The sequence below is a fragment of the Pseudomonas sp. Root569 genome (assembly GCF_001427465.1).
GTDB lineage: Bacteria > Pseudomonadota > Gammaproteobacteria > Pseudomonadales > Pseudomonadaceae > Aquipseudomonas > Aquipseudomonas synxantha.
Genome location: NZ_LMGQ01000001.1, coordinates 34,348 through 59,710, shown reverse-complemented (window position 1 = coordinate 59,710; position 25,363 = coordinate 34,348). Strand labels below are relative to the sequence as shown.

General features: G+C 59.1%; 29 protein-coding genes. 27 read left to right on the top strand and 2 right to left on the bottom strand.

Features of this window, described 5'->3' with window-relative positions; genetic code table 11:
* Positions 1–7: 7 nt before the first annotated feature.
* A complete protein-coding gene (locus ASD70_RS00350) occupies positions 8–589 on the bottom strand; it encodes a hypothetical protein (RefSeq protein ID WP_056845405.1) in 582 nt (193 codons plus the stop codon).
* A gap of 253 nt (positions 590–842) precedes the next feature.
* Entirely contained in the window at positions 843–1,625 is a 783-nt protein-coding gene (locus tag ASD70_RS00345) for a S24 family peptidase (RefSeq protein WP_056845586.1), read from the bottom strand.
* 87 nt (positions 1,626–1,712) lie between these two features.
* Here ASD70_RS00345 and ASD70_RS28015 point away from each other — a divergent pair, with 87 nt between their 5' ends.
* The 27 genes from ASD70_RS28015 (at position 1,713) to ASD70_RS29210 (ending at position 25,360) form a co-directional block, all read left to right on the top strand.
* Complete coding sequence (locus ASD70_RS28015; protein WP_082363218.1) at positions 1,713–1,970, top strand: YdaS family helix-turn-helix protein; 258 nt, start codon at positions 1,713–1,715, stop codon at positions 1,968–1,970.
* Positions 1,971–2,304: 334 nt separating this feature from the next.
* Positions 2,305–2,823: a phage regulatory CII family protein gene (locus tag ASD70_RS00340; protein WP_056845404.1), complete on the top strand. Its 519-nt coding sequence runs from the start codon at positions 2,305–2,307 to the stop codon at positions 2,821–2,823.
* On the top strand, positions 2,816–3,043 hold the full coding sequence (locus ASD70_RS28010) for a TraR/DksA C4-type zinc finger protein (protein ID WP_082561396.1): 228 nt from the start codon (positions 2,816–2,818) through the stop codon (positions 3,041–3,043). Before ASD70_RS00340 ends, ASD70_RS28010 begins: the two co-directional genes overlap by 8 nt.
* On the top strand, positions 3,033–5,255 hold the full coding sequence (locus ASD70_RS00335) for a VapE domain-containing protein (RefSeq protein WP_056845403.1): 2,223 nt from the start codon (positions 3,033–3,035) through the stop codon (positions 5,253–5,255). The genes ASD70_RS28010 and ASD70_RS00335 overlap by 11 nt, the downstream gene beginning before the upstream one ends.
* Complete coding sequence (locus ASD70_RS00330; RefSeq protein WP_056845402.1) at positions 5,248–5,613, top strand: PA0613 family protein; 366 nt, start codon at positions 5,248–5,250, stop codon at positions 5,611–5,613. The genes ASD70_RS00335 and ASD70_RS00330 overlap by 8 nt, the downstream gene beginning before the upstream one ends.
* Positions 5,614–6,131: 518 nt before the next feature.
* Positions 6,132–6,476 carry a phage holin family protein gene (locus ASD70_RS00325; protein WP_003172128.1) on the top strand — a complete coding sequence of 115 codons (345 nt, stop codon included), beginning with the start codon at positions 6,132–6,134 and terminating at the stop codon, positions 6,474–6,476.
* A 206-nt stretch (positions 6,477–6,682) separates the two neighbouring features.
* Positions 6,683–7,285: a hypothetical protein gene (locus ASD70_RS00320; protein WP_056845401.1), complete on the top strand. Its 603-nt coding sequence runs from the start codon at positions 6,683–6,685 to the stop codon at positions 7,283–7,285.
* Between the two features lie 3 nt (positions 7,286–7,288).
* On the top strand, positions 7,289–9,319 hold the full coding sequence (locus ASD70_RS00315) for a phage terminase large subunit family protein (protein WP_056845400.1): 2,031 nt from the start codon (positions 7,289–7,291) through the stop codon (positions 9,317–9,319).
* 1 nt (position 9,320) lies between these two features.
* Positions 9,321–9,527 carry a phage head-tail joining protein gene (locus tag ASD70_RS00310; protein WP_023658791.1) on the top strand — a complete coding sequence of 69 codons (207 nt, stop codon included), beginning with the start codon at positions 9,321–9,323 and terminating at the stop codon, positions 9,525–9,527.
* Complete coding sequence (locus tag ASD70_RS00305) at positions 9,527–11,008, top strand: phage portal protein (RefSeq protein WP_056845399.1); 1,482 nt, start codon at positions 9,527–9,529, stop codon at positions 11,006–11,008. Before ASD70_RS00310 ends, ASD70_RS00305 begins: the two co-directional genes overlap by 1 nt.
* Positions 11,005–12,147, top strand: coding sequence for a head maturation protease, ClpP-related (locus ASD70_RS00300; protein ID WP_056845398.1), 1,143 nt, complete (start codon positions 11,005–11,007; stop codon positions 12,145–12,147). The genes ASD70_RS00305 and ASD70_RS00300 overlap by 4 nt, the downstream gene beginning before the upstream one ends.
* Positions 12,144–12,482, top strand: a complete 339-nt coding sequence (locus tag ASD70_RS00295; RefSeq protein ID WP_056845397.1) for a head decoration protein — start codon at positions 12,144–12,146, stop codon at positions 12,480–12,482. The genes ASD70_RS00300 and ASD70_RS00295 overlap by 4 nt, the downstream gene beginning before the upstream one ends.
* Positions 12,483–12,544: 62 nt before the next feature.
* A complete protein-coding gene (locus tag ASD70_RS00290) occupies positions 12,545–13,540 on the top strand; it encodes a major capsid protein (protein ID WP_056845396.1) in 996 nt (331 codons plus the stop codon).
* A 2-nt stretch (positions 13,541–13,542) separates the two neighbouring features.
* Positions 13,543–13,863, top strand: coding sequence for a head-tail joining protein (locus ASD70_RS00285; RefSeq protein ID WP_056845395.1), 321 nt, complete (start codon positions 13,543–13,545; stop codon positions 13,861–13,863).
* Positions 13,860–14,516, top strand: a complete 657-nt coding sequence (locus ASD70_RS00280; RefSeq protein ID WP_056845394.1) for a hypothetical protein — start codon at positions 13,860–13,862, stop codon at positions 14,514–14,516. The genes ASD70_RS00285 and ASD70_RS00280 overlap by 4 nt, the downstream gene beginning before the upstream one ends.
* Complete coding sequence (locus tag ASD70_RS00275; protein ID WP_056845393.1) at positions 14,509–15,039, top strand: hypothetical protein; 531 nt, start codon at positions 14,509–14,511, stop codon at positions 15,037–15,039. Before ASD70_RS00280 ends, ASD70_RS00275 begins: the two co-directional genes overlap by 8 nt.
* Positions 15,036–15,599 (top strand): phage baseplate assembly protein V, encoded by a 564-nt coding sequence (locus tag ASD70_RS00270; RefSeq protein WP_056845392.1) that lies wholly within the window; start codon positions 15,036–15,038, stop codon positions 15,597–15,599. Before ASD70_RS00275 ends, ASD70_RS00270 begins: the two co-directional genes overlap by 4 nt.
* Before the next feature lie 56 nt (positions 15,600–15,655).
* Positions 15,656–15,898, top strand: a complete 243-nt coding sequence (locus ASD70_RS00265; protein WP_056845391.1) for a hypothetical protein — start codon at positions 15,656–15,658, stop codon at positions 15,896–15,898.
* Between the two features lie 5 nt (positions 15,899–15,903).
* A complete protein-coding gene (locus ASD70_RS00260) occupies positions 15,904–16,230 on the top strand; it encodes a GPW/gp25 family protein (RefSeq protein WP_056845390.1) in 327 nt (108 codons plus the stop codon).
* Positions 16,227–17,114, top strand: a complete 888-nt coding sequence (locus tag ASD70_RS00255) for a baseplate assembly protein (protein WP_056845389.1) — start codon at positions 16,227–16,229, stop codon at positions 17,112–17,114. Before ASD70_RS00260 ends, ASD70_RS00255 begins: the two co-directional genes overlap by 4 nt.
* Positions 17,111–17,803: a phage tail protein I gene (locus tag ASD70_RS00250; protein ID WP_056845388.1), complete on the top strand. Its 693-nt coding sequence runs from the start codon at positions 17,111–17,113 to the stop codon at positions 17,801–17,803. Before ASD70_RS00255 ends, ASD70_RS00250 begins: the two co-directional genes overlap by 4 nt.
* Positions 17,796–19,682 carry a phage tail protein gene (locus ASD70_RS00245; protein WP_056845387.1) on the top strand — a complete coding sequence of 629 codons (1,887 nt, stop codon included), beginning with the start codon at positions 17,796–17,798 and terminating at the stop codon, positions 19,680–19,682. The genes ASD70_RS00250 and ASD70_RS00245 overlap by 8 nt, the downstream gene beginning before the upstream one ends.
* Positions 19,683–19,693: 11 nt before the next feature.
* On the top strand, positions 19,694–20,083 hold the full coding sequence (locus ASD70_RS00240) for a phage tail assembly chaperone (protein ID WP_082561395.1): 390 nt from the start codon (positions 19,694–19,696) through the stop codon (positions 20,081–20,083).
* Between the two features lie 93 nt (positions 20,084–20,176).
* Positions 20,177–21,349, top strand: coding sequence for a phage tail sheath subtilisin-like domain-containing protein (locus ASD70_RS00235; RefSeq protein ID WP_056845386.1), 1,173 nt, complete (start codon positions 20,177–20,179; stop codon positions 21,347–21,349).
* A gap of 12 nt (positions 21,350–21,361) precedes the next feature.
* Positions 21,362–21,865 (top strand): phage major tail tube protein, encoded by a 504-nt coding sequence (locus ASD70_RS00230; protein WP_056845385.1) that lies wholly within the window; start codon positions 21,362–21,364, stop codon positions 21,863–21,865.
* Positions 21,866–21,877: 12 nt separating this feature from the next.
* Positions 21,878–22,186: a phage tail assembly protein gene (locus ASD70_RS00225; protein ID WP_056845384.1), complete on the top strand. Its 309-nt coding sequence runs from the start codon at positions 21,878–21,880 to the stop codon at positions 22,184–22,186.
* Positions 22,187–22,336: 150 nt separating this feature from the next.
* Complete coding sequence (locus ASD70_RS29210) at positions 22,337–25,360, top strand: phage tail tape measure protein (RefSeq protein ID WP_056845383.1); 3,024 nt, start codon at positions 22,337–22,339, stop codon at positions 25,358–25,360.
* Positions 25,361–25,363: the final 3 nt, after the last annotated feature.

Sequence of the window (25,363 nt, the reverse complement as noted above, 5' to 3'; positions counted from 1 at the left end):
CGGCCTCCTAAGCTGCATGCGCGGCAGGGGTCGCCACGGTAGCCAGGTGAGTGATGGATTCTGCCACCATGGAATAGATATCCACGTCACTTCCGCATACGGTGAAACACTTGGTGCGCGGCTTCTTCACGCCGATGCTCATGATTGTGGTGATTCCTGCGCGGGTCTTGTTTCGGTGGATTGCCAAGTTGATCGGCAACTCAAAACCCATATCGAGACTGAGTGCGCCGCCGGTGCGGATCAGCTCGAATACCTGCTGCTTGTGTTCGGTCTGGAACAGGCCATAACGGCGATCAGCGTGCGGCGGAGACGAAGGATCGACGGAAGTGGTTGGCCCGTTGACGATCTCCTCAATGAAGTCAGCAAGCTTGAGGTGCATCTTCTTGCTGTTGGTCAAGGTCAGTGTGTGGCGTTCGCTGCCCAGCTCAACGGTGAAATGCGTGTCTACTTTTCGGCGTTCGACCTGCAGTCGGAAGGCCATGACGTCGCGTTGCGTTTCGGCGCGCAGATGGTGGTTGAAGGTTTCGGTCAGACAGACCTGAGCCTTGAGCAGTGTCAGGGTGCGGTTGTCGAGTTTGTACTTCTTCATGCCGCGTGCCCTCCGCCATTTGGATCGAATGGCACAGTCGCGGAGCGCTGTTTCAGCTTGGGTTTGGAAGCGATGAAAGCGCAGCCGCAGTGTTGTGCCAAGCGGCGGATTTCGAAGATGCGGGAGGGGTTAGCAGCGGCCGGGTGGACGTGCAGGGTGGCAGTGGTGTGCATGGTATTGCCTCGCTCTGTGGTGGAAGAGTGAGGCAAGTAAACAGCATGTTTGGTTCCTGGTCAAAACATTTTGTTTGGTTTTAGATGAGAGAGGGGCCTTTCAATGGGCGTATCGATGACCACCAGAAAATCCGCCCCAAAATCACAACGCGTTGAGCCATTATTTGATCAAAATCGTAGTCTTCGTCAGCGTACTCGTCGGAATTGAAGCTCCTCATTTTTACCCCATTAGGGGTGCGCTGAAGAAATTTGATGCGGAAGTGCCCATCGTGATCTATCGCGTATATTTCTCCATCAATTATTCTGGTCATTCCCTTATCGATACCGACAGTGGCACCAGAAAGAATCAGTGGGTGATTGCTGTTGCCGCTATTTGTGGCAAACACTGCGTTCGAAGGATCAACGCCACAACTTCTCATGGTTGCCCTAGAAAATCGCAGTTTTGGTCCAGTAATCTCTTGAACCTCAGTGCGCGCAACCTTTCCTGGTCCCGACGAGAGTTCGACTTCCTTGTATAGCCTCAACTCAACCTCATCCTCTTCAAGTGGGGTGTTTGAATCCCAAGGGGCCATGGGTTCAAGGACATACAGGGGGGAGTCATTAGCCGCTTGTGGTGCTTTCCCTCGTGCAGTATTCGAGGTCCGCATAGGGACATCTTTCCCCTCAAGCCAATCGCGTTCAACTACCAAAGTCATAGCGACTTGGCCCGCCATATAGGCAGGGACACCTCTCGCCTTCCAGTTGGTGACGTTCTGATCGTTTTCCAGATCAAGCAGCCGGGCGAGTTCCGCGCCAGAGAGTCCGGAGTCTTCCAGGGCTTGACGAAAGCGCTGGCCTTTTAGGCGTTGTGGTTGTTTGTTCATAAACAGAATGTTACAGCCCTTGCACAAAAATGATAACAAACGTATTGTTTGGTTATGTCATTCGTTTTGTTTGCATAAGGTGATGTCATGACTACGCCTGACCAGGTGTTCGATTTGATAGTGCTGGTCGCTGAGCGGGCCGGTAAAAGCCCCTCGCAACTCGCAAGAGAATGCGATGTAAGCCCTCAGCGCTTTTTCAATTGGCGACATAGAGGGGTTCCTGTTGCTCAGGTTCGTCCCCTTGCGAAAGCTTTGGCATGGGGACTTTTGCCTCATGAATTGAGACCTGATTTGCCAGATATTTTTCCAGTGCCGGTTCAAGGTGTTTCGGCACAGGCGGCATAGAGCGCTAAGAAAAAAGGCGACCTTAGGGCCGCCCAGTTCCTCCCGGCACACACCACCACAGTGCTGTCGGGTCGCGACGAAGGTAGGAGGGCACACCACATGCAAACCACCTCCCTTTATCGCGCTGCCAAGACACGGATGTCTTGGGTTGCTGCCTTTTCCACCACAGATTGGGCAGCTGTTGCGCCAGAGGTGAGAGACGGATCACTCACCTCGGCACGGTGCCGGTTTCGATCTTGAGGATCTTGCCGGCGTTTGGGCCCTTTCAAGCCACGCGGCAAATGTAACACCACTGCACGCCGCGCGGCACTGGCAACTTATAAGGATTAATGCCATGAGCCGAATTGCTCTGAGTTGCGTTGATCGAGCACAACGGGAAGTCCTGACGCTCGAATTAGCGCTGTACCACGCCGCACGGGATTATCCAGGCGGCGCCGCTGCAATTGCAGCCACTACCGGCCGTAATGCCACTACTTTGCAACACAAGCTGTCTCCCACCCACCCTTCGCACACCGTAAACGTCCAAGAGTTCGGCGAGATTCTCGAACTGACCAAGGACCGTCGAATTCTCGACGCTGTGCACGGCCTTGTTGGCGACACGATCTGGCAGGAGCTGGCCGAGTCGTACACCAATGACATGCCCGAAACCCTTACCACCGGGATTGCGCAGTTCTTCCGGCAGGTAGCGGACCTGTCCGAAACTTGGGCCAAGCATATTGGCGACGGCAAAGTCGACGACGGTGAGTTGGCTGAGATACGCCAGTTGGTGTTTCGCGGCATCCAGGGTTTGTTGGGTATGTACAACCGCGCCCGTTACGTCAACCAGACTACTCGTGGGGTGGAACGTGGCTGATATTGCTGATTTTGCAAATGACCTGGTGCAGGAACGACTTGATCAGGCTTTAGCTGCTCGCGCAGCCCAGCTTTCTGGCACGAGCCTGCATTCGTTGATGTTCTGTGATGAATGCGATGAGCCAATCCCAGAAGCTCGTCGGTTGGCACAGCCCGGTTGCACCCACTGTGTTGATTGCCAATCCGCAGACGATCTAAGGGCCTCCCGTTATGCTCGATGAGGTAATCAATCAGTTCGCGGATTATGGCCTTGAGCCTGATCAGCCGTTGGTTTTCGGCAAGCTCACTCGCTGCAAAACTACCCAGGATAAGGGCAAGGAAAAAAACGGCTGGTACGTGGTCCATGAACACCGGACCGAGAAAAACGAGATGCTGATCTTTGGCAGCTTCGGTGACTGGCGCTCCGGCGACACCCAAAAGATCAAGGTCAAGGCCGGGCGGATGAGCCCTGAAGAGCGCGAAGTCATGCGCGCTCGCCAAGAAGATGCCAAGCGCAAGGCAGCCGAGATCGCGGCCAACGCATCACGCCGAGCGGCCAACCGTGCTGCCAGCCTGTTCAGGCGCATGCCCGAAAAGGGTAAAAGCGCCTATCTGGATCGAAAGCAGATCGTCGGCTTCAGGGTTCGCTATGCGCCACGTACCGGCGCACTTCTAGTCCCCATGTGCAATGTGCGCGACCAAACTGTCGGCCTGCAGGTGATCTTCCCCGTCAAGCAAGAAGACACTGGCCGAGATAAGCAGTACTGGCCGCCCGGTATGTCTAAAGAGGGCGCTTTCCATTTAATCGGCCCGCACCCTGAACCCGGCGAGCCGGTGCTGGTGTGTGAGGGCTACGCCACGGGCGCAAGTCTGCACATGGCGACTTCGCTCCCTGTCGCCATCGCCTTCGACGCGGGCAACCTGCTTCCGGTCTCCAAAGCGATGCGCGAGCGCTTTCCTGGCTGTCCGCTGATCATCTGCCGGGACGACGACTGGAAAACTAAGCGTCCCAACGGTGACCCTTGGAACCCAGGCGAAGAGAAAGCCAACAACGCCGCGCTGGTCGTTGGTGGTCAGGTAGTCGGCCCTGTGTTCTCCGGCGAGCGCGAGATCAAGTGGACCGACTTCAACGACCTGCATGTTGCCGAGGGATTGGAGGCTGTCCGCCGCCAGGTGTTGGCGGTGGTTAAGCCTCCTGCAGCTGGTGGTTGGAAAGATCAATTGGCCCGAACTGAAAACGGCTCCCTGATAGCGCACATGCAGAACGTCGAATTAATCCTCGGCAACGATGAGCGTTGGGCTGGAGTGATCGGCTTCAGCGCCTTCAGCTCAAAAATCGTTAAGTTACGTGCTGCCCCATACGGTGGTGGTGTCGGCGACTGGGCAGATATCGACGACATGCTTGTAATGAAGTGGCTCGCACAACAGTACAACCTTCGGGTCAAGGCCAGCAGCGTGATCGAAGCGGTTAGTGTGGTTGCTCATGATCATGCCTTCCATCCTGTACGCAATTACCTCCACGGTCTGGAATGGGACCGTGTTCCACGGCTGGCTACCTGGTTGACTGACATCATGGGCGTTGAAGCAACTGACTACAGTTCGAAGGTTGGTAAGCGCTGGATGGTCTCAGCGGTAGGGCGCGTGATGCAGCCAGGTTGTAAGGCTGACTCGGTGATGATCCTCGAAGGGGCACAGGGCGCCGGTAAATCAACAGCAATGTCTGTGCTTGGCGGTGCCTGGTTTATGGATACACCTTTCGCCCTGGGCGATAAGGATGGCTTCCAGGCGATCCGTGGTAAGTGGATCATTGAGCTGGGGGAGCTGGACAGTTTCAACAAAGCTGAGTCGACCAAAGCGAAGCAGTTCTTCTCTGCGTCGACTGACACCTATCGCGAGAGCTACGGCCGAAGAACGATGGACGTGCCACGCCAGTGTGTTTTTGTGGGTACGACGAACCAAGACGAATATCTCAAAGACGCCACGGGTAACCGGCGTTACTGGCCTGTCGCGTGTACCAAGGTCGATTTGGACCAGTTGCGCGAAGTCCGCGACCAGCTCTGGGCTGAAGCGATGTTCTGTTATCAGTCCGGTGACATTTGGTGGGTCAATCGGGATGAGGCGCTACTATTCGCCGAAGCGCAGGAATCGCGCTTTGTCGTGGATGAGTGGGAAGGGCCGGTCGTCAAGTGGTTGGAAGAATCTCAGATCGGCGCGACAGCGAGCGGAGAGGATATTTTAGCTGGCGCGCTGAAACTCGATTACGGCCATTGGGGTAAGCCCGAGCAAATGCGCGTGGGGGCAATCATGCATCGCCTCGGATGGCGAAAGGTGCGACTGCCGGCGTTGCCGAAAAGTGGTATTCGGCCATATGCCTACAAGAAGCCAGATGATTGGGGCAATGCATCAGCGCTGCAGGTTGATAGCGAACGGGACGAGGAGCCTTGCTTTGATTAAGCGAATCGATGAAATGCTCAAGCTCTGGGCGCAGGATCTGCATTCGCCGGTTCCGGAAGGCTCTGGCGGGCCGAGTGGCGGCAACATGATTGCCATGCTGATGGAGTGCAAAGGCGAGCTGATACGTGGTACTCGCGGTAGTCGGATCTTGTTGGATGAGTCGGCCGATATTGAGCTGATCGTTAATAAACACTTGGCGCCTGAGCTGGCGTTGGTGGTTTGGGAGCACTACTGCAATCAGGAAAGCTTCCTCTCCCAGAAAATGTTGCATTGTGGGTGCAGCGCGCCAACGTATTACCGTCGATTGCACGATGCCCATGTGAGCATTGATGGCTTCCTCATGGGCAAAGCCGCATGAGCCTGGGCATTACTCTGCCAATATGTGTCCTACTGTCCGGCCTTGTCCTACCTTTAATCTGCAAGGTAGGAGAGCCGCAGGCCGCGCAGTCCGTGGCCTGTCCTACTACCCTACCTCTTATTGCACTCCGCACATGTGAGCGTAGCGCGATGCATCACGCGCCCTGGGCGCGCATGCGTGTTTTTAGTTTTCTCTCTTTACACGAGAAAAAGTTAAAAGAGGTAGGGCAGTAGGGCAAGGCCCCGAATTCAGCGGGCTCAAGCTGTCCGACCTCCATTTAGAATAGTGGGGCAGGTAGGACAGCGCCGGAGGCGCTGGAAGCCGAAATAAAGATATTCACCGACATTGCCTAGCCGTAGCCCAGACATTCGCCGGGTGGCATTAAAACGGGGTTGCTGCCATGAGAATCCACCTGTAAAAAGTAGTCATCTTCGATAGGTGCGACCGCGAGCAGCGGGACACACCACCACACTAGACCCGGCCATTGCGCCGGGTTTTTGCGTTTATGGGGTAGGGCGATGACAAACGAGCAGCAAGCGCTTATTGAGATGCCGATCTGGATGGTGATCCTGCTATCCCTGATCGGCGGTATTTCCGGAGAGGCATGGCGGGCCGACAAAGCGGGGGTAAGCGGCTGGTCATTGGTTCGCCGCTTGCTGCTTCGATCCGGGGCCTGTGTGGTCTGCGGGCTCTCCACCATGATGTTGTTGCACGCATCGGGCATGTCCGTCCTGGCGGCGGGGAGCATTGGCTGCCTCACCGCGATGGCCGGCGCCGATGTCGCCATTGGCCTGTACGAACGCTGGGCCGCCAAGCGGTTGGGCGTGTGCGATGTGCCGCCCTCGGGCAGCGGGCAGGCTTGATGCTCTGGAGGCCCCGAAACACGTGGCCTGTAGAGGCTTGCATCAAAATGGTGCGCCGAAAAGTCGCCGGGGACCCTGGCAGCATTCGAGGGACACGGGGCATGAAACCCGCGGGAAAGCGTTAGCGGCAGGCCCGCCAGCTTACTGAAATTCAATCCATTGAAATTGAAAGGTTTCCATTGAAAAGCCGTTGAAAAGGAGGGCTTATGACGGATCCACTGTTCCTGTCTAAAAGCGCTTTCGCGGTTCGCATCGGCAGGACGCCGAGCTACATCACTTGGCTGAAAGACAACAACCGCCTGGTGCTTTCGCCGGATGGCAAGAAGGTGGACGTGCTGGCGACTGAAGCGCTGATCCTCGAAACCGCCGACCCCAGCAAGGCTGCCGTCGCGGCTCGACACCAGCAGGACCGGATCCAGCGTGACGTTTACAGTCAACTGTCCCCCTTGGTCGAGCCGACTAACACGGCTGCGCCGCAGCAGCCTATCTCCGGCGGTGCGAAGGGCCACGACTTCCAGAAAGCTCGCGCCATGCGCGAACACAACCTGGCGCAACTGGCCGAGATCGAGTTGCACAAGGCTCAGGGCTCGCTGGTCGCCAGGGACGCCGTAGAGCTTGGCGCCTACAACGCGGGGCGCCATCTGCGTGACCAGTTGTTCGGCCTGCTGCCCCAGCTGTCCCACAAGCTGGCAGCCATGACCGACCCCTGGGACATCGAAAAACACCTGACGGCAACACTCCGTAAATCACTGGAAGAGGCTGAACGCATGTCCTCGTCCGACCTTGAACGAGCGATGACGACGAGCTGACCTATGACCACGGAATTTCCTGACGGTGACCGTGCGTACCGTGAGGCGTATTTCCGTGGGCTACGACCCGACCCAGACCTCTGGATCGACGAGTGGGCCGACGAGTACATGCGCATCCCGCGAGATACTGGCGCGCCTGAACCGGGCCAGTACCGCACCGACCGGACGCCCTATGCCCGAGAGCCGATGCGGTGCCTGTCACCGGCGCATCCGTGTCGGCGAGTGGTCACCATGGTGGCTTCGCAGCTGATGAAAACGCAGATCGCCTTGAACTGGATGGGCGGCCTGATTCACATGGCACCGTCCAATATCCTGGCGCTGTTGCCTAGTTTGAGCCTGTCAAAGCGTGTTTCCGGGCGGATCAGCAAGACGATCAAGGCCACTCCGGAACTGGCGAAGCGTGTAGCGGCCAGCCGCTCACGGGATGCCCGCAACACCATGGACACCAAAGAGTTTGAGGGTGGCGCTCTGTACGTCACCACGGCGGGTTCTGCGGCCAACTTGTCGGAGCTGTCGGCACGCTACATCTACGGTGATGAGGTCGACCGATGGGAAAACGATGTCGGCCAGGAAGGCGACCCCGTCGTACTGGCCGAAACACGGGCTACAAACTTCGGGCGCAACGCCAAGATCTACTTCTCCAGCTCGCCTACGTACAAGGGCGCTTCGCGGATCTCGGACCTGTTCGAGTCCAGCGACCAGCGTTACTACTACGTGCCATGCCCCACCTGCGGGCATATGCAGGTGCTGGAGTGGGAGCGGCTGCTCTACAGCAAGGATTATAAGACGGTTCACTACCAGTGCGCCGCGCCTGAATGTGATGTGCTGATCGAGGAACACCACAAGACCGACATGCTCGCCCGTGGCGAGTGGCGCGCCCATGGCGGCGGCGATGGCAAGACGGTGGGCTTCCACCTCAACGCGCTGTACTCGCCGATTGGTTGGAAGGATTGGGCCTCACTTGCCGAGGAGTTCGAAGACGCCAAGAAAGCCCAGGCCAAGGGTGACATGGGCCTGATGCAGGTGTTCTACAACACCCGCCTCGCCAAGGTCTGGGACAGCGCGCAAGAGCAGACTAAGGCCGAAGTGCTGGTTGCTAGGGCACGGCTGGAGACCTACACCCTCGGCAGCATGCCGGTGGGCGTGCTGATGTTGACCGGCGCTGTCGACGTCCAAGCCAACCGTCTGGAACTGATGGTGATGGGCTTCGGTGTCGGCATGGAACGCTGGGTGGTCGACCACCAGGTGATCTGGGGCGACCCTGCCGATGAACGCACCTGGGCGGTGCTGGACGAAAAGCTCAAGGTTCGATATCGGCATCCGTGCGGTGTCGCGTTGGCGATCCTGGCGACGGGCGTCGACTCCGGCGGTCACCACACCGACGAGGTGTACCAGTTCTGCCGTGTGCGGCGCTGGCGCAACATCTTCGCCATTAAGGGCGCGAGCAAGCCCGGCAAACCGGTGATTGCTCAGCGGCCGTCTATGGTCGATGTGACCTGGAAGGGCCAGACCGAACGTGGCGGCGCCGAGCTGTGGTTTGTCGGTACCGACACCGCGAAGGACTGGATCTACAACCGCTACGCCTTCGAGGACGGCCCCGGTTCGCTGCACTTTGCCAACGACTTGCCGGACGAGTTCTTCGCCCAGTGCGTAGCCGAGCGCAAGGTCGCCCGGTACGTCAAAGGCTACAAGCGTATCGAGTGGGTCAAGGGCAAGGCCGAGCGCAACGAAGCGCTCGACCTGATGGTGTACTGCCTGGCGATGGCGCATTACCTGGGCATCAACCGCTACCAGGAGCACGACTGGGAGCGAGTACGCCAAGCGCTGGCTCAGTCCGGTTTGTTCGACGATGTGGTGGGCGTCAAGCCCGTGCAGGGCGAGCGCGTCGACGCTGACGAAACACCGGCACCGGCACCAGTTGCGGCGCGTCAGTCGCTTCCATCACCCGCACCGGTTGCACCTGTCGCCCAATCGCGACCTGCCGCACCCCCGCAACGCCGTCGTTCCACCAGCGGCTATCTGAAGAGAAATTGATATGTCGTTTACCCCGAAGCACCTCGAAGTCATCGAGCGCGCCATCGCACGCGGTGAAAAGACCGTGCGCTACAGCGACCGCACGGTGGAATACCGCTCCATCGACGAACTGCTCAAGGCCCGCGACGAGATTCGCACGTCGCTGATCCAGGCCGCTGGGCCCCGCTCTCGCGTGGTTCGGCTTACCCACGGAGGCAAAGGGATCTGATGGCCCGACAATTTCCGACGCTCTCGCGTAGTGGATTCTTGCTTCCGTCGAACATCAAGGCCAGTTACGAAGGCGCCGGAGAGGGCCGCCGTTCGGCGAGCTGGGAAGCCAGCGACAACGGCATTAACAGCATCAACACTCCGGCGCTGCGAAACCTGCGCGCCCGTTCGCGGGCGGCGGTGCGCAATGATCCATACGCCTTCAATGTCATCGACAAGCGTGTCAGCAATCTGATCGGCACCGGCATTACACCCCGGCCGACAACCGATGACGCAGCGTTGCGGAAGGTGAAGCAACAGCTGTGGGATGACTGGGTGGACGAAGCGGACGCTGACGAGCTAACTGACTTCTACGGCATGCAAGCGCTGGTCGCTCGCACCGTTGAAACCGCCGGCGAGTGCTTTGTTCGGTTACGTCCTCGCAGCCTGGGTGAAGGGTTGGCGGTACCGTTGCAGTTGCAGACCCTGGCTCCGGAATTCGTCCCACACGATAAGTTCGAGACCACCAAAAACGGCAACATCGTCCGCGCCGGGATTGAGTTCAACCCGGCCGGCAAGCGCGTGGCTTATTGGATGTATCGCTCGCACCCTCGCGATTCTTCATCGTTGAACAGCGGTTACAACCAATTGGTGCGAGTGCCAGCTTCGCAGGTGTTGCACATCTTTGAACCGGTGGAACCTGGCCAGTTGCGAGGTGTTCCGCGCTTGGCGCCGGTGCTGAAGCGTCTTCGCAGTTTGGACAACTACGATGATGCCGTGTTGTTCCGCCAAGAGGTTGCCAACCTGTTCGCAGGTTTCATTAGCAGGCCGCCGCCCGATGCAGGGCAAACACCCCGTGATCCTGTCACCGGGCAATTACTGGTCACCGACCGCGACGGCTTCACACCGATGGTCGCGCTGGAACCCGGCACCATGCAGGAGCTGGCACCTGGTGAGGAGGTCGAGTTCTCCAAGCCACCGGACGCCGGCAACAACTACCCGGATTTTATGCGGCAGCAACTTATGGCAGCGGCGGCAGGTTCGGGCACGCCCTACGAGATCCTCACCGGCGACATGCGGGAGGTTAATGATAGGGCGCTACGGGTTGTACTCAACGAGTTCCGGCGGCGCCTGGAGCAGCTGCAATTTGGCGTTTATGTGCATCAGCTCTGTCGCCCGGTGCGGGCAGCATGGATGGACATGGCGGTGTTGTCTGGCGCCCTTGTGCTGGAGGACTACGCGCAACGGCGTCGCGAATACCTGCGCACGCGTTGGGTACCGCAGGGCTGGGCCTACATTCAGCCGGTGCAGGACGTTCAGGCGCGGCGGATGGAAGTGCAGGCGGGTTTCGCCTCTCGCAGCGAGATGGTGTTGCGCACCGGCTATGACGCGGAAACGGTCGACGCGGAAAACGCCGCCGATCTCGCCAGGGCTACAGACCTCGGCCTCAACTACACGACTCTCGAAGCCATCGAAGTGATCGATGACAAGGAACAACCATGAGTAAAAAAGCGCTACCGCGCATCTATGACAAGGCTGGCAAGCAGGTACAAGTCGCGGATAAAAGTTGGTACACCCTCAGGGCTAGCGGCGAAGCCGAGCAACACACTATCGAAGTGTTCGTATACGGCGAGATCGGTACCTGGGGCGTTACCGCCAATCAGTTCGTACAGGACCTGCGCGCCATGGATAACGGCGTTTCACCTGTAATCGTAGCGTTCAACAGTATCGGCGGTGACCTGTTCGACGGGCTGGCGATCCACAACGCTCTATCGCGCTTGGGCGAGCGCTGTACCGGTCGTATTGACGCCCTGGCAGCCAGCGCGGCCAGTGTTGCAGTCTGCGGCGCTCACCGGGTGGTGATCGCGGCCAACGCCATGTTGATGATCCACAACCCCTACACCTATGCGGGTGGTGATGCCGAAGATTTCCGTCGGGTCGCTGATGTGCTGGACCAGACCCTGGAGGCGATTATCGCGGCTTACAAGTCCAAGGCGCCGGATATCGACGAGGCCGAGCTGCGGCGTATGGTCAACGCTGAGACTTGGCTCACAGCCAATGAGGCGGTGGCATTGGGCCTGGCGGATGAGGTGGGTGATGGTCTCAAGGTCAAAGCCTGTCTCGGCCAGGGCAGTGTGCTGCAGCGGTTCCAGCATGCGCCGGCCGAGCTACTCGCGCAGATGGATGAAGAACCCGAGGTGGATCCGCCAGAGCCCGACGATCCACCGGAACCGGCACCCGTGCTGGATGCGGCCATGCTGGCGCTGATGGTCACTCAGGGGTGTGCGGCGGCGGGCATTAGCAACCTGGTGGATCCGCTGCTCGCCACTACCAAGTTGGAAAGCGAGGCGGTGGTCCAGGCCGCGCTGACCAGGGCGAAAGCGCTTCACGGTCTTTGTGTCGCGGCACGACTGCCGGAACTGACCGGTGAGTTCATCTCTGCGGGCTTGGACGAAGCCGCTGTAAGGGCTCGCCTGTTTGACAAGCTGGTGGGCAATGGTGGCGGCTTTGAGATCGACAACAGCCTGCCGCTGGAAAACGACCCAGCACCCACTATCAAGGCCAAACAGGTCGACACCCAATCAATCTGGGCTTCCCGTCAGGCAGCGCAGAACGGCAACTCGAAAGGAGCAAGAACATGAAAACTGAATCGATGCATGCAGGTGAGTTCCTGCTGTCCGAAGGCGCCGGCAATATTTCCCGCGAAGCGATCAACGTCGTGGCAGGTGCAGCCCTGGAGCCAGGCCAGATCCTCGGCTTGGTCACCCTCACTGGCGAGTTTGCCCCGTACCACCCAAACGCCGAGGACGGCACCGAGAACGCCATCGCGATCCTCTATGGGCCGCTGGGTGAATCCGATGTGCCCCGGCGTGGTCGCGCCATCGTACGGCTGGCCGAGGTCAGCGAAGCGCACTTGACCGGACTCGACCCCGCCGCCGAAAAGGCCCTGGCCGCCCATTTCGTGATCGTCCGCTAAGGCGTTCACCTCATATATCCATCCCGCCGAGTGCGGGATTTTTCGTTTCTGGAGAGTGCCCCATGGCCGATATCGCCATTTTTGAAGACGATGCGTTTAGCGTCTCCTCGCTGACCGCTGCAATCAATGAACAGGAATACTTGCCGGGCCGCATCAGCAGCCTTGGCCTTTTCCGCGAAGAGGGCATCAGCACGTTGACCGTGCAGATCGAGAAAGACGGCGACACCCTAGCCCTGGTGCCATCGGGCGAACGCGGCACCTCGGGCCTTGTGGTTGGCGGGACCAAGCGCACGTTGATCCCATTCAACACGGTGCACCTGCCAGAGCGCTTCACCATCAAGGCTGACGAGATCCAGGGCATTCGCGCCTTCGGTACCCGCAGCGAATTGCAGGCCGTGCAGGATGTGGTCAACAAGCGGCTGGCGAAGGCCCGACGACAGCTGGATGCCACCCACGAATTCCAGCGCATGGGCGCGTTGAACGGCCAGGTGCTGGACGCCGATGGCAAGACGGTCCTGTTGGACATTTATAAATCCTTTGGCGTGAATCGTCAGAAGCTTCAGATGGGCTTGAACAGTCCAGACACCGAGCTGCGGGTCAAATGCGGCGAAGCGTTGGACATGCAGGAGGAAGCCCTTGGCAGCGTCACCAGTAGCGGCTCCCGCGCGATGTGTGGCAAGAACTTCTGGAACAAGCTCATCGTGCATAAGTCGGTAAAGGAAACCTACCTCAACACCATGCAGGCCGCGTCCCTGCGTGGCGATGCCCGTGAAGCCTTCGAGTTCGGCGGGATCGTCTGGGAGCGTTATCGCGGCAAGGTGGCCGGTGTTGCGTTCGTTCACGACGACAAGGCCCTGCTGATCCCAGAGGGTGTGCCGGATCTGTATATCTCGTCCTTCGCGCCGGCCGACTACATGGAAACGGTCAACACCCAGGGCATCCCGTACTACAGCAAGATCGAGCCCATGCAGTTTGGCAAGGGCGTGGCCGGTGAAGCCCAGTCCAACCCGCTGCACCTGTGCACACGACCTCGGGCGCAGATCCTGTTGGAGATGTAACCGTGGCCTTCCGCGATCTGATCGACGACATCGACGACGTGGTCTTTGAAACCCTGGGCGACAGTGCGGTGATCGAGGGTCTCGCCGAGCCGGTGCTGGGCATGTTCTCGGCACCCTGGAAACAACCCCAGTTCGGCAAGCTCAACACCGGCCTGCGGGAGCCGCGCTTCGAGATCCGCATCAAGGATTCGGACGGGTTGGTGAAGGGCTTACGTGTCAGTGTTGATCTGCCGGCGTTGGATGGCGGCGGCGACTATGACCTGCTGCAGCTCGAGCCTAACGGTAATGGCCTGGTGGCCTTGATTTTGAGGAAGCGGCCATGAGCATCGGCAGCTATCCCCAGCAGAAGCGCGACGGTGGGATGATCACCATCCAACCGTCGGCGGTTCATGCTCAGGCTCTGAAAGAGTTCGGCGAGCTGGTGCCCAAGGCAGCGGCGGCGGCCCAGCGGCGTGCAATCAACAAGACAATCCGTTGGCTGCGCACCCACATTGCACGGGCTGTCGGCAAGCAGGAGCGGATCGCCATCGGCGCTGTCCGGCAACGTCTTCGGGCGTATCCGGTGACCGGCGGCGATATGCGCGGCAAGTTGTGGTTCGGCATCAATGCCATTGAAGCCCGTCGCACTGGCCGGGCACGGCAAACCGGCGCCGGTGTTTCGGTTGCCGGTCGGCGTTACAAGGGGGCTTTCTTCAAGAAGGTCTACGGCAGCAACGCCGATATCTGGATCCGCACGTCGAGCAAACACTTCAACACCACCGACTATCCGGATGCTGCTCAGGGTGGCAGACGCTCCGGCTTTGTTGAAGAAAACGACAACCGCTTCCCCCTGGCGAAAGCCAAGGTGTCGCTTGAGCAAGTTCGGCCGCACTTCGATGCCTGGGTGAAGCGTGCCGACGAGCGCCTGCTGGAGATCCTCACGCAGGAACTCAACTTTGAACTGCAGAAGTATTTAAAGGGAACGCCGCGTGTCTGACGAAACGTTGAGCCTCGACCAGCTTTATCAAGCTATCGAGCAGCACCTGCAGACGCATCTGCCGGGTGTTCAAACCGTTGCCGCCTGGCCGAATATCGAGGATCACATTCCTTTGCCGGCGGTGTTTTTGGAGATGTCGGAGATCGAGCCAGGTGCTGATATCGGTACCGGTGAAACCACCATGCTCTGCAAGTTCGAAGCGCGGATCATTGTGGACCCGATACGGCCTGATCATCACCGCCAGGTCGTGCAGTTGGCGACACAACTGATTGTGTTGTTACGGGCGCAGAACTGGGGGCTGGAGATCGAATGCGCCGAGTTTATCCAGGCGGTGCAAGACTGGACTCGGCCAGAGCTGGACGGCTACACCGTCTGGCTGGTGGAGTGGAATCAAACGATCTATCTCGGCACCGAGGAGTGGCCTTGGCCGGATGAGCCACCTGGCACGCTGTTGATTGGTGTCAGCCCGGAAATTGGCCCAGGCAACCGCGATCAGTATGTCGCGCCGGAGTTGCTGGCATGAGCTACGCCAGCGGGGAAAGCGACCGCATGATCGCCGCCATGCTGATGGATTGCGTGGTGGCTGCTGTGGATACCACTTCATCGCCACCGGTTGTTCGTGTCAGGGCAGGGGAGTGGACCAGCGCTTGGGTGCGGTGGCATAGCGTGGCCGCAGGCAAGGCCCGGCACTGGCGGGTGCCCAGCCTGGGCGAGCAGGGCAAGTTGTTCAGCCCCAGTGGCAACCCGGCAATGGGCACATTCATTCCTGGTCTGTACGGGGATGCAGGCCCGCCACCGGACAACCGGGATCACGTTGAGGTCTGGCGGTTTGATGATGGCGGGTCGCTTGTCTACGACTGGCACGCCAGCAGCTACAGCATCACGCTGCCTTCCGGGACGGTCACCATCAAGGTCGGCGGCACCGTAGCCACCGTCACCGATAGCACTCTCACAGTGGTTTCCGGGGACATCCAACTCACCGGCAATGTGACGATCAACGGGCCGCTGACCGTGTCGGGGGATATCAACGGCGCCGGCAAGATCATTGATGCACTTGGCAACAGCGCGAACCACAAACACTGATTAATCGCTTATTTAGGCCCGTCGCGTGCGGGCATTTTTATTCCAGGAGTGCCCTTATGAACAAGCCCAAACCGGATGAGCAGTCGTCCGTGGTACAGCCATTGGCGGCGAAAATAGAGCCGCCACCGAAACTCCCTGGCCTGCCACAGACCTTTCGCGACAAGGTGTTTACCTCGCGAACCTTGATTACGCCGCAAGGCCAGAGCCTCACGGTTGCCAGGGGGCTGGTGGTCGCCACTTCCCCTGATCAGTACCAGTTCCTCCAAAGCCACCCTGACCTCGAACCCGCACCGGAGTAACCCAGATGATCGGAATGGATCGCCACACTGGGCAGCCCATCTCCGGCATCGAGCATCTGCGCCAGTGCATTGAAGACATCCTGACAACGCCAGTGGGCAGCCGTCGGCAACGGCCTGAATACGGTAGCCAACTGCGCCGCTTCGTCGACCTACCGGTTACCGAAGGTTGGAAAAGCGCAGTCCAGGCGGAAGTAGCTCGGGCGCTGGGACGTTGGGAGCCTCGTATAAATATCAGCCAGGTGCGCGTAGTGGCTGTTTTAGATGGCCGAATCGAGTTTGAACTCAAGGGCCTGTTCAAGGGCGAAAACGCGCTAGTGAGGGTCGCCGCATGAGCACTGTGGATTTATCAGCGCTGCCGGCGCCGCCCGTGCTGGAGGATCTCGACTTTGAGCAGGCCTACGCCGAGGATCTGGCAGCGTTTCGTTTGTACATGGGGGACAACTGGACTGCCGAGCTGGAAAGCGATCCAGTGGTAAAGCTGTTGGAGTTGGGCGTTTACCGGCGCATTCAGAACCGGGCGCGGGTAAACGATGGGGCTAAGGCACTGCTGTTGGCTTACGCCATTGATGGCGACCTTGATCAACTGGCCGGCAATGTTCGCCTTAAACGCCTGGTGATCCAAGAAGAAAACCTCAACACGGTTCCGCCGACTCCTCGGGTGATGGAGTCCAACGACGCCCTACGCGAACGGGTGCAGCTGGTGTACGAAGGGCTGACCACCGCCGGCCCCCGAAACAGCTACATCCTGCATGCCCGCAACGCGTCGGCCCTGGTAGCGGATGCCACGGCTGAAAGCCCGTCTCCTGCCGAGGTGGTGGTCACCGTGTTGCACCTGCAGGGCAATGGTGTCGCCGAACAGCCGCTGCTGGACGTGGTGATGAAATACCTCAGTGATGACGACATCCGGCCTGTCGGGGATCGCCTCACCGTGCGAAGCGCGGAGGTCATTGAATACCGCATCGATGCGGTGCTGCACATGGCCGGTACCGGCTCGGAGAACGAGGCGATCCTTGCGGCGGCTGAGCAGCGTTTGGCGGCCTGGGTCAATCCTCGGCGCCGGCTTGGTGTAGAGGTGCCACGCTCGGCTATTGATGCGCAGCTGCACATCAGCGGCGTCGGTCGGGTGGATCTGCCCAATTGGCAGGACATCAAGCCGACCAAGTATCAGGCCGCTTATTGCGTGGGCTTTACCGTGAAGCAGGGAGGGGCGCCGTGAAGAGCCTACTGCCTATTAACAGTACCCAGTTGGAACGGGCCATTGAAGCGGCCACCGACGAAGTCACCGATGTGCCGTTGCGCACTTTGTACAACCCGGACACCTGCCCGGCGCACTTACTTCACCAACTGGCGTGGGCCTGGTCAGTGGACCGTTGGGACAATAAGTGGTCGGAGGCGGTCAAGCGCTCGGCCATCCGTTCGGCGTTCTACGTGCATGCCCACAAGGGCACCATCGGCGCGTTACGCCGTGTGGTTGAGCCGCTCGGTTATCTGATCGAAGTGCAGGAGTGGTGGGAGACGACGCCTAAGGGCGTGCCGGGCACCTTCGCGTTGAAGGTGGGCGTACTCGAAACCGGGATCACCGAGGAGATGTATCAGGAGCTGACTTCGCTGATAGATGACGCCAAGCCGGTTAGCCGCCATATGACGGGGTTGGCGATCAGCCTGGAAACCAGTGGGGTCATCAACATCTTCGCCAGTGCGTATGACGGCGACGAGATAGACGTTTACCCGCCCGTGCTGCAGGACATTGAAGTCACTGGCGTTATCGGCGGCGGTGGGCGCGAGCATTCCATTGATGCGCTGGACATCTACCCGTCTTCAGTTGGCGTTATCTCGGTTGACTGTGTGATCGGTGTGTCGGGCCGCGAACATTCCATAGACTTTTTGGACGTATACCATGATTGATGCCAATTCAAAGTTTTACGCCATCCTGACTGCGGTCGGGGAGGCGAAACAGGTCAAGGCCGATGCCGGTTTGCTGACTTGGAAAATAACCCACATGGCGGTTGGCGATGCCAACGGCACTGATCCACTGCCAGACCGCTTGCAGAAAGTGTTGATCAACGAGCGACGCCGAGCGCCCTTGAACTCGTTGGCACCAGATCCTGCTAACTCGGCCATCTTGGTTGCCGAGCAGGTTATTCCTGCTGATGAAGGCGGCTTCTGGGTGCGAGAGCTGGGGCTGTTTGACTCAGACGGTGACCTGGTGGCAGTTGCCAACTGTGCGCCGAGTTTTAAGCCCAAGCTTTCACAGGGATCCGGGCGTACGCAAACACTGCGCATGAACTTTGTGGTCAGCAGTTCAAATAACATCGTGCTGAACATTGACCCGGCAGTGGTCCTGGCGACACGCAAGTATGTCGATGATTCTGTCGCCAGCGCGATAAACCGGCTGGATGCCAAGCAGTCGGTGCTAGTGGCAACCACTGCGCCAATGGTATTGGCCGGTGTTCAAGAAATCGATGGATTGGCTGTGCCTGCCGGCTCTCGCGTACTGGTCAAGGATCAAGTCCAGGCAAAGGACAACGGACTGTACCTGGTGGGCGCTGAAAGTTGGGTACGCACGGTTGATGCCGACAGTAGCGATAAAGTGACGCCGGGGTTGCTGGTCACGGTCGAGCGCGGTTCTGCCAACGCTGACACTGTGTGGCAACTGATCACTGACGGGCCGATTGTTCTGGGCACCACGCCATTGGTCTTTCAATGGACCGCCGGGCAAAACGTACCCACGCCTGCCATTGATGACCGCTCTAAACGTAGTGCCAACACTGAATCGGTAAGGGCTCAGATTGAAAGCCCCAAGCAGGAGTTTCCTGTACACGTCTACAGAAAAAACCGGCTGATCAATGGCGCCTTTCACATCTGGCAACGTGGCAAATCTGGCGTAGTTGGAAAAGCCAATGGCGGGCCTGAAAGCGTATTCGGCCCTGATCGCTGGATGATTTACAGCCCTAAAAACGCTGTTTGCAATTGGAGTCAACTGGCGTTAGAGCGGGACACCACCATCAACGAAGCAAAGTATTCTTTGCGTCTTTCGCGCCAGGGTGAAGGGCAGGGGTGGAACCTTAGTCAGCGTATAGAGAATGTGGAAACGCTGGCAGGTGGCAAAGTCACTGTTTCGTTTCATATGAGAACCAGTGTGCCGCACACCTGCGCCGTGATACTTCGGCAGAACTTCGGCGTAGGTTCTACGGATCCGAACGTGGACGTGGGGACGTCGGTGGAGCTGACCACGGCTTACAAAAAATACGCTGTCACCCTTGATCTGGGCTCCGTCGCAAACAAGAGCAAGGGCACTGCCAATGATTTTCTTGAGCTTATCTTCGCGAGTTGGGGGACGGGTTCCCACGTCACGGACATCACGAATGTCCAAATAGAAGCCGGCAGCGTAGCTACTCCCTACGAGTATCGGACGCTCCATGAAGAGCATCGCGCTTGCATGCGGTACTTCGAAAAATCGTTTCTGATGGACCATCCCACTAAGTCGAACAACGGGCCGCAGACGTGCATTGCAACCTTCACGCAATCGGGGGCGGGCGGTAGCTCGCAGTCAGGCTTGCGGATGGACTTTCGGGAGATCAAACGCGTAGTTCCTTCTCTGACGCTCTTTTGCCCAGGGGAGGAAAGCTCGCAGATCTGGGCGCAGTCTGCAGTTAAACCCTGCACGGGCACCAATATCCAAAGTTTGTGGGCCACGGGTTTTTCGTTGTCCTGCATACCGCCGAGCGGTTCAGTTCCCGGTTACACCTTGCAAGTCGAATGGACAGCAGATGCTGAAATTTAAGGGCGAATCTCATGGATAATGTTCAATACAAGCTGAGTCCTGCGGGGGTGCAGCGATTGCCAGATGGTATTTTCATCCCCCAGGACATCGGCAATAAAGACTGGTTGAATTATGTTAGCTGGGTGGACGATGGTGGAGAAACACTGCCGCAGTTCAACGCTGAGGAAAAGGCAGACGCCGAGAGACGTTGGCGCGATGCTGAGCTGGAATCAGTCAAGTGGTTGCGCGAGCGCCATCGTGACGAAGTTGAATTAGGTGGCTCAACGTCGCTGACTGCAGATCAGTTCAGCGAGCTTTTGGCTTACATGCAGGCTTTGCGCGACTGGCCCCAGTCAACGAAGTTTCCGACTCTGAAATACCGGCCGAAAAAGCCGGGCTGGATCGACCAGCAAACTCTTTAACGCCCTGCATAGTCGGGGCGTTTTCGTATCCGTCGCTTCACCCTTCAAGGCCTCGCTTATGCGGGGCTTTGTCATTTCTGGAGAACTCGCACTATGGCCTCTTCCGGTCGTTTTCACGGCGTTACCGTCACCCTGGTGGATACCGGGGCACGTACCATTACGCTGCCGTCGTCGTCCATTATTGGGTTGTGCGACACCTTTACTGTTGTGCCAGCGGCATCTGCCAAACCCAACGAACTGACGTTGATCACCAGTGAGCGCGAAGCGATTGCCGCTTGGGGCGAAGACTCGGCGATCACGCGCGCGTGCAAGGCGATTTTCGTGCGTGCTAAAGCCGTGGTCATCGGCTGCGGCGTCGCCAAAGTTGAAGACCCGGCTCAGCAGACCTCCGCCATTATCGGCGGTGTTCTGGCGTCCGGGCAGCGCACCGGCATGCAGGCACTGCTGGACGGCAAGAGCCGGTTTAACGCACAGCCGCGGCTGCTGATTGCGCCAGGTCATACCGCGACTCAGGCGGTCGCAACTGCGCTGGATGCGTTGGCCGGCAAGTTGCGGGCCTTGGCGATTCTCGACGGGCCGAACACCACTGACGAAGCCGTTATGACCTATGCCCAAGAGTTCGGCAGCAAACGTTGCTTCCTGGTCGATCCGGGCGTGCAGCTGTGGGACACGTTGCAGAGCAAAACCGTCAACGCACCGGCCTCGGCCTTTGCTGCTGGCCTGTTTGCCTGGACGGATGCTGAGTACGGCTTCTGGTCGTCGCCGTCGAACAAAGAGTTTGTCGGCATCACCGGCACCTCGCGGCCGGTCGAGTTTCTCGATGGCGACGAAACCTGCCGGGCCAACCTGCTCAACAACGCCAATATCACCACCATCATCCGTGACGGCGGGTATCGCTTGTGGGGCAACCGCACACTGTCGGCGGACCCTAAGTGGGCGTTTGTCACCCGTGTGCGCACGGTCGATATCGTCATGGACGCGATCCTGGCCGGGCATAAGTGGGCGGTCGACCGTGGCATCACCAAGACCTACATCAAGGACGTCACCGACGGCCTGCAGGCATTCATGCAAGACCTGAAAAACCAAGGCGCGGTGATCAACTTCGAGGTGTTCGCCGACACCGAGCTGAACACCGTCAGCCAGCTGGAGCAGGGCAAGGTGTACTGGAACATTCGCTTCACCGACGTGCCGCCTGCCGAGAACCCGATTTTCCGGGTCGAGGTCACCAATCAGTGGCTCACCGAAGTCCTGGAAACCGCTGCCTAAGGAGGCTGCTCAATGATTCCTCAAGTGCTCTACAACACCAACCTGTTCGTCGACGGCATCAACTTCACCGGCGACGTGCCTAGCCTGAGCTTGCCGAAGCTGGTAGTTAAAACGGATGAGTATCGCGGCGGCGGCATGGCAGGCCCCATTGAGATGGACATGGGCCTGGAAAAGATGGAGGCCAGTTTCACCACCAATGGCGTGCGCCGCGAGGCCATGAAATTTTTCGGACTGGCAGATCAAACGGCCTTCAATGGCGTTTATCGCGGTTCGTTCAAGGGGCAAAAGGGGCAGACCACCGCGGTAGTGGCGACCTTGCGCGGCATGCTCAAGGAGCTGGACCCAGGCGACTGGAAGGCGGGCGACAAGGCCGAGTTCAAGTACTCGATTGCCGTCAGCTACTACAAGCTGGAAATCGCCGGTCGCCTTATTTACGAAATCGACATGGTTGCCGCGATCCGCGTGATCGACGGTGTGGATCAACTGGCCTCCATGCGCAGCGACTTGGGCCTCTAAGGAATTTATCAAATGGCTACCCCTGAACTGAAAAAACTGCCGACCTGGCTGAAACTGACCGCCGAAAACGCCACCATCACTTTGTCCCGTCCCTCTGAGGTCAATGGTGTGACGGTCGATACCCTGACTATTCGCTCACCCACGGTGCGCGAAGTGCGAGCGGCTGATCGCGCCTCGGGTGACGACGAAGAGCAGCGCGAACTGATGCTGTTTGCCGGCCTCTGTGAAGCCGGCCAGCAGGATCTGGAGGGCCTGAAACTGGTGGACTACCACCGACTGCAGGCCGGTTATTTTCGCCTGGTGCAGGACGACGGGGTTTAACCCCGCGCTGCTGAAACTGGCGGCCAAGCGCTTGGCGGCGGAAACCGGATTTTCCGCCGCCGAGATCCAGGCCATGCCGTTTGCCGAGATGGTCTGGTGGCTCTCGGATTGAGCCACCTGCCGTAATCACTCGCTACAGGGAGCCACGACATGGCAAACAAACTCGCGCTCGGCCTGGTGATTGGCGGCGCCGTCAGCTCTACGGTCGGGACCGCGTTCAAGGATGTCCAGGGGCGAATCAAGCAGCTCGAAGCCCAAGGTGCCAAGGCTCGGGTGCTGCAGCGCACGATTGGCGACACCATCCGCTTGCGGGAGGAATGGAAAAAGGCCAATGACAGTGGTGCAGCTGGTGCCAGTACGTTGCTGCGCAAACTGGAATCCAACCTCAATACCCTGAAAAAGCAGAGTGTCGAGGTGCGCAATCTCGCCAAGGCCTACCAGAGCATGGAGCAAGTCGCTCGAAAGGCCGACCTGAAAGCCACGGGGTACTCACAAGTCAAGCAAGGCAAGGATGGATTGGGTGGCATGTTGGGCAAGGCAGCAGCTGCCACGGCGCTGATTGCCATTCCCACTAAGGTTTCTGCCAACTACCAGACGCAAATCCGGCAGATGGCACTGTGGGCACATACCGCCGGCACGGATGCCGAGCAGCAGATGGCCGACAAGATCACTGAAGTCGCCGCCAAGAAGGGCATGGGCCAGCAGGCTCTCGCCCGAGCTGTCGGTAGCTTGATCGAAAAAGGTATCGACTGGGAGGAGTCGGTGGACTACGCGCCGCTGATTGCTGATCTGGTCGACGGCCAGGGCATGGAAGCGGAAACCATCGCCACCTTGTTCAGTGCCTTCAAGGAAGCCGGCGTCAAGAAGGAGGACATGGGCGCCATGCTGGGCCAGGTGGCCGCTGCGGGTGACATTGGCGCGTTCGGTCCAAAGGACATGGCCAAGTACATGCCGGCACTGCTCGGTACGATCAAGCGCCTGGGCATGGAAGGGCCGGAAGCAGTGCGTTTCCTCGGTGCGAGCCTGCAGTCGCAGTTCTCGCAAACCCAGGATGCGGCGGCCGCTGCTACCAACATGAACAACTTACTCAACGCGGTGATCAGCAGTACCAGCCAAGAGCGGTTCGCCAAGCAGGGTTATGACCTGGCGGGCTCGATCCTGGCAGCCACCAAAAGCGGCAAGGCATCCAACCCGGTCGAAGCCTTCATCATGCTCAGCGAGCAGTTGATCCAAAAACAGGATCCGGCCACGGCCAAGAAGGTTGCGGCGCTCAAGGCCAAGATCAAGGCGTCCAAGGATGGCAGCGCCGAGGAAGAGCAGGCGATGGTCGCGCTGATCCAGGCAGCGGGTTTGGCGAATATCGTCAGTGACCAGAGCGCCAGTGACGGCTTGCTCGCCCAGATCAAGTACGGCAACACGATCAAGGACAACATGACCACCATCAAGGAAACCGATGGTAAGGCCAAGATCGAGGCCGACGCGGCGAAGGCTCGCCAGACGTCCAACGCCAAATGGAGCGCGGCAACATCGAGCATGGAAGCGACTATGACGAGCCTGGGCGATGCGTTGAGGCCGCTTACGGATCTGGTGGCTGATGGGTTGACCAAGGTTGGTAACGGCCTTTCAGCCTTGACTGACAAGTATCCAAAAGTCATCAGTGGAACTACTGCAGTTGTCGCAGCAGTAGGTGCTGCGGCCACCGCGTTTTACGGCTTCAAGGTTGCGAAAGGGCTCCTTAACATTGCGAAGGGGGGCTTGCCGGGTAAGTCTGGAGAGGTGCAGAAGGTCTTTGTCACCAACAGCGATGCGGTGAGTGGCGGTGGGATAGCCACGAAAGGGAAAGCCGGGGCCGCCCTATCGGTTGTGGAAAAGGGACTGAAAGCCGTTGCTGCTTTTAGAGGCAAGGGTGAGCTGGATCCAGGCGCTGATTCGAAGGCGGGTGGGTTCGATCCTGTCGCTACGGGCTTGGATGTCGTTTCGATGATTCAGGACGCAGTAGGAGCAGGCGCTGGAAGGGATGCAGCCGACAGTGGCGATAGCGGAGTGAAGCGCGTATTCGTCGTGAATATGGCGTCCATGGGCGGCATGGGCAATTCGCGGTCGGCACGACGTCGAAATAAAAAACCGTCTGCTCCTCGGTCTTCGCGGCGCCGACCTTTGGCACCGCCACGGTCACCGCGTCCGGTTGGTCCGTCGCGTACGGCTGCGTCTGCAGCGCGTCCGCCGGTTCCGGTGCCACGTCCTCCTGTTTTGCCAGGGGCGGGAACTAAAATGCTGACCTCGGTCGCTGGGGGTGTCGGTAAGCTCGGTAAAGCGGCCAAAGCAGTGCCGGGCGCATCCTTGGTAGATGCCGGTGGCATGGTGCTCAACACTTACCTGACCGCTGAAACCCAGGACGAAAAAGCGGAGGGCTATGGGGAGGCCGCCGGAACACTTGCCGGCACTATGGCGGGTGCAGCTGCGGGTGCTGCCATTGGTTCGGTGGTACCCATCATTGGTACAGCCATCGGTGGCATGGTGGGGGCATACCTTGGCAGCATGGGAGGACAGCAACTGGGGGGCTGGGCTGGATTGTCGATGTTTGGCAGTGACAAAGCCAAAGAGCCCTCCGCACCGATTACGCCTATGTTGTTGGCGCCGCGACCTGGGCCAGCGGTGCCCAGCCTTGCGACTATGGCGAATAGCTTCGCCGCTCGGCAACCTGCTGTTGTATCGACCCAGGCAGCACCTGCGGTGCAGGATATCGGCACTGCTGTCGCTCCCGTTACACCCGTTGCACAACCATTGATTCAGGCGGTACCGGTGCCGGTAAAAGGTGTCGTCGAATCTCCCGTGCGGCGACAGACTCAGGTTGCAGCAGTAACGCCGAGACCAGCAGCACCGATGATGATGCCAATGGGGCCGGCGTTGGGCGATGTCACTCGCTCACTGGCGGCGCCTGTCGCTCCCAAACCCGCCAGTCTGGTTATTCAGGCGCCTGCGGCGTCTAAGCCAGAGCCTGCGCGGGTGGACCAGAAGTTCAGCTATTCGCTGAGCATGCCGGTCACGGTCGAGGGAGATGCCAAGGATCCGCAGCAGTTTGTTCAGCAGCTTTTACCCCTGATGCAGCGAGCATTGAGTGATGCCGCACAGCAGGAAGCCCGGCGCAATCTTTACGACGAAGCCCACACATAAGGA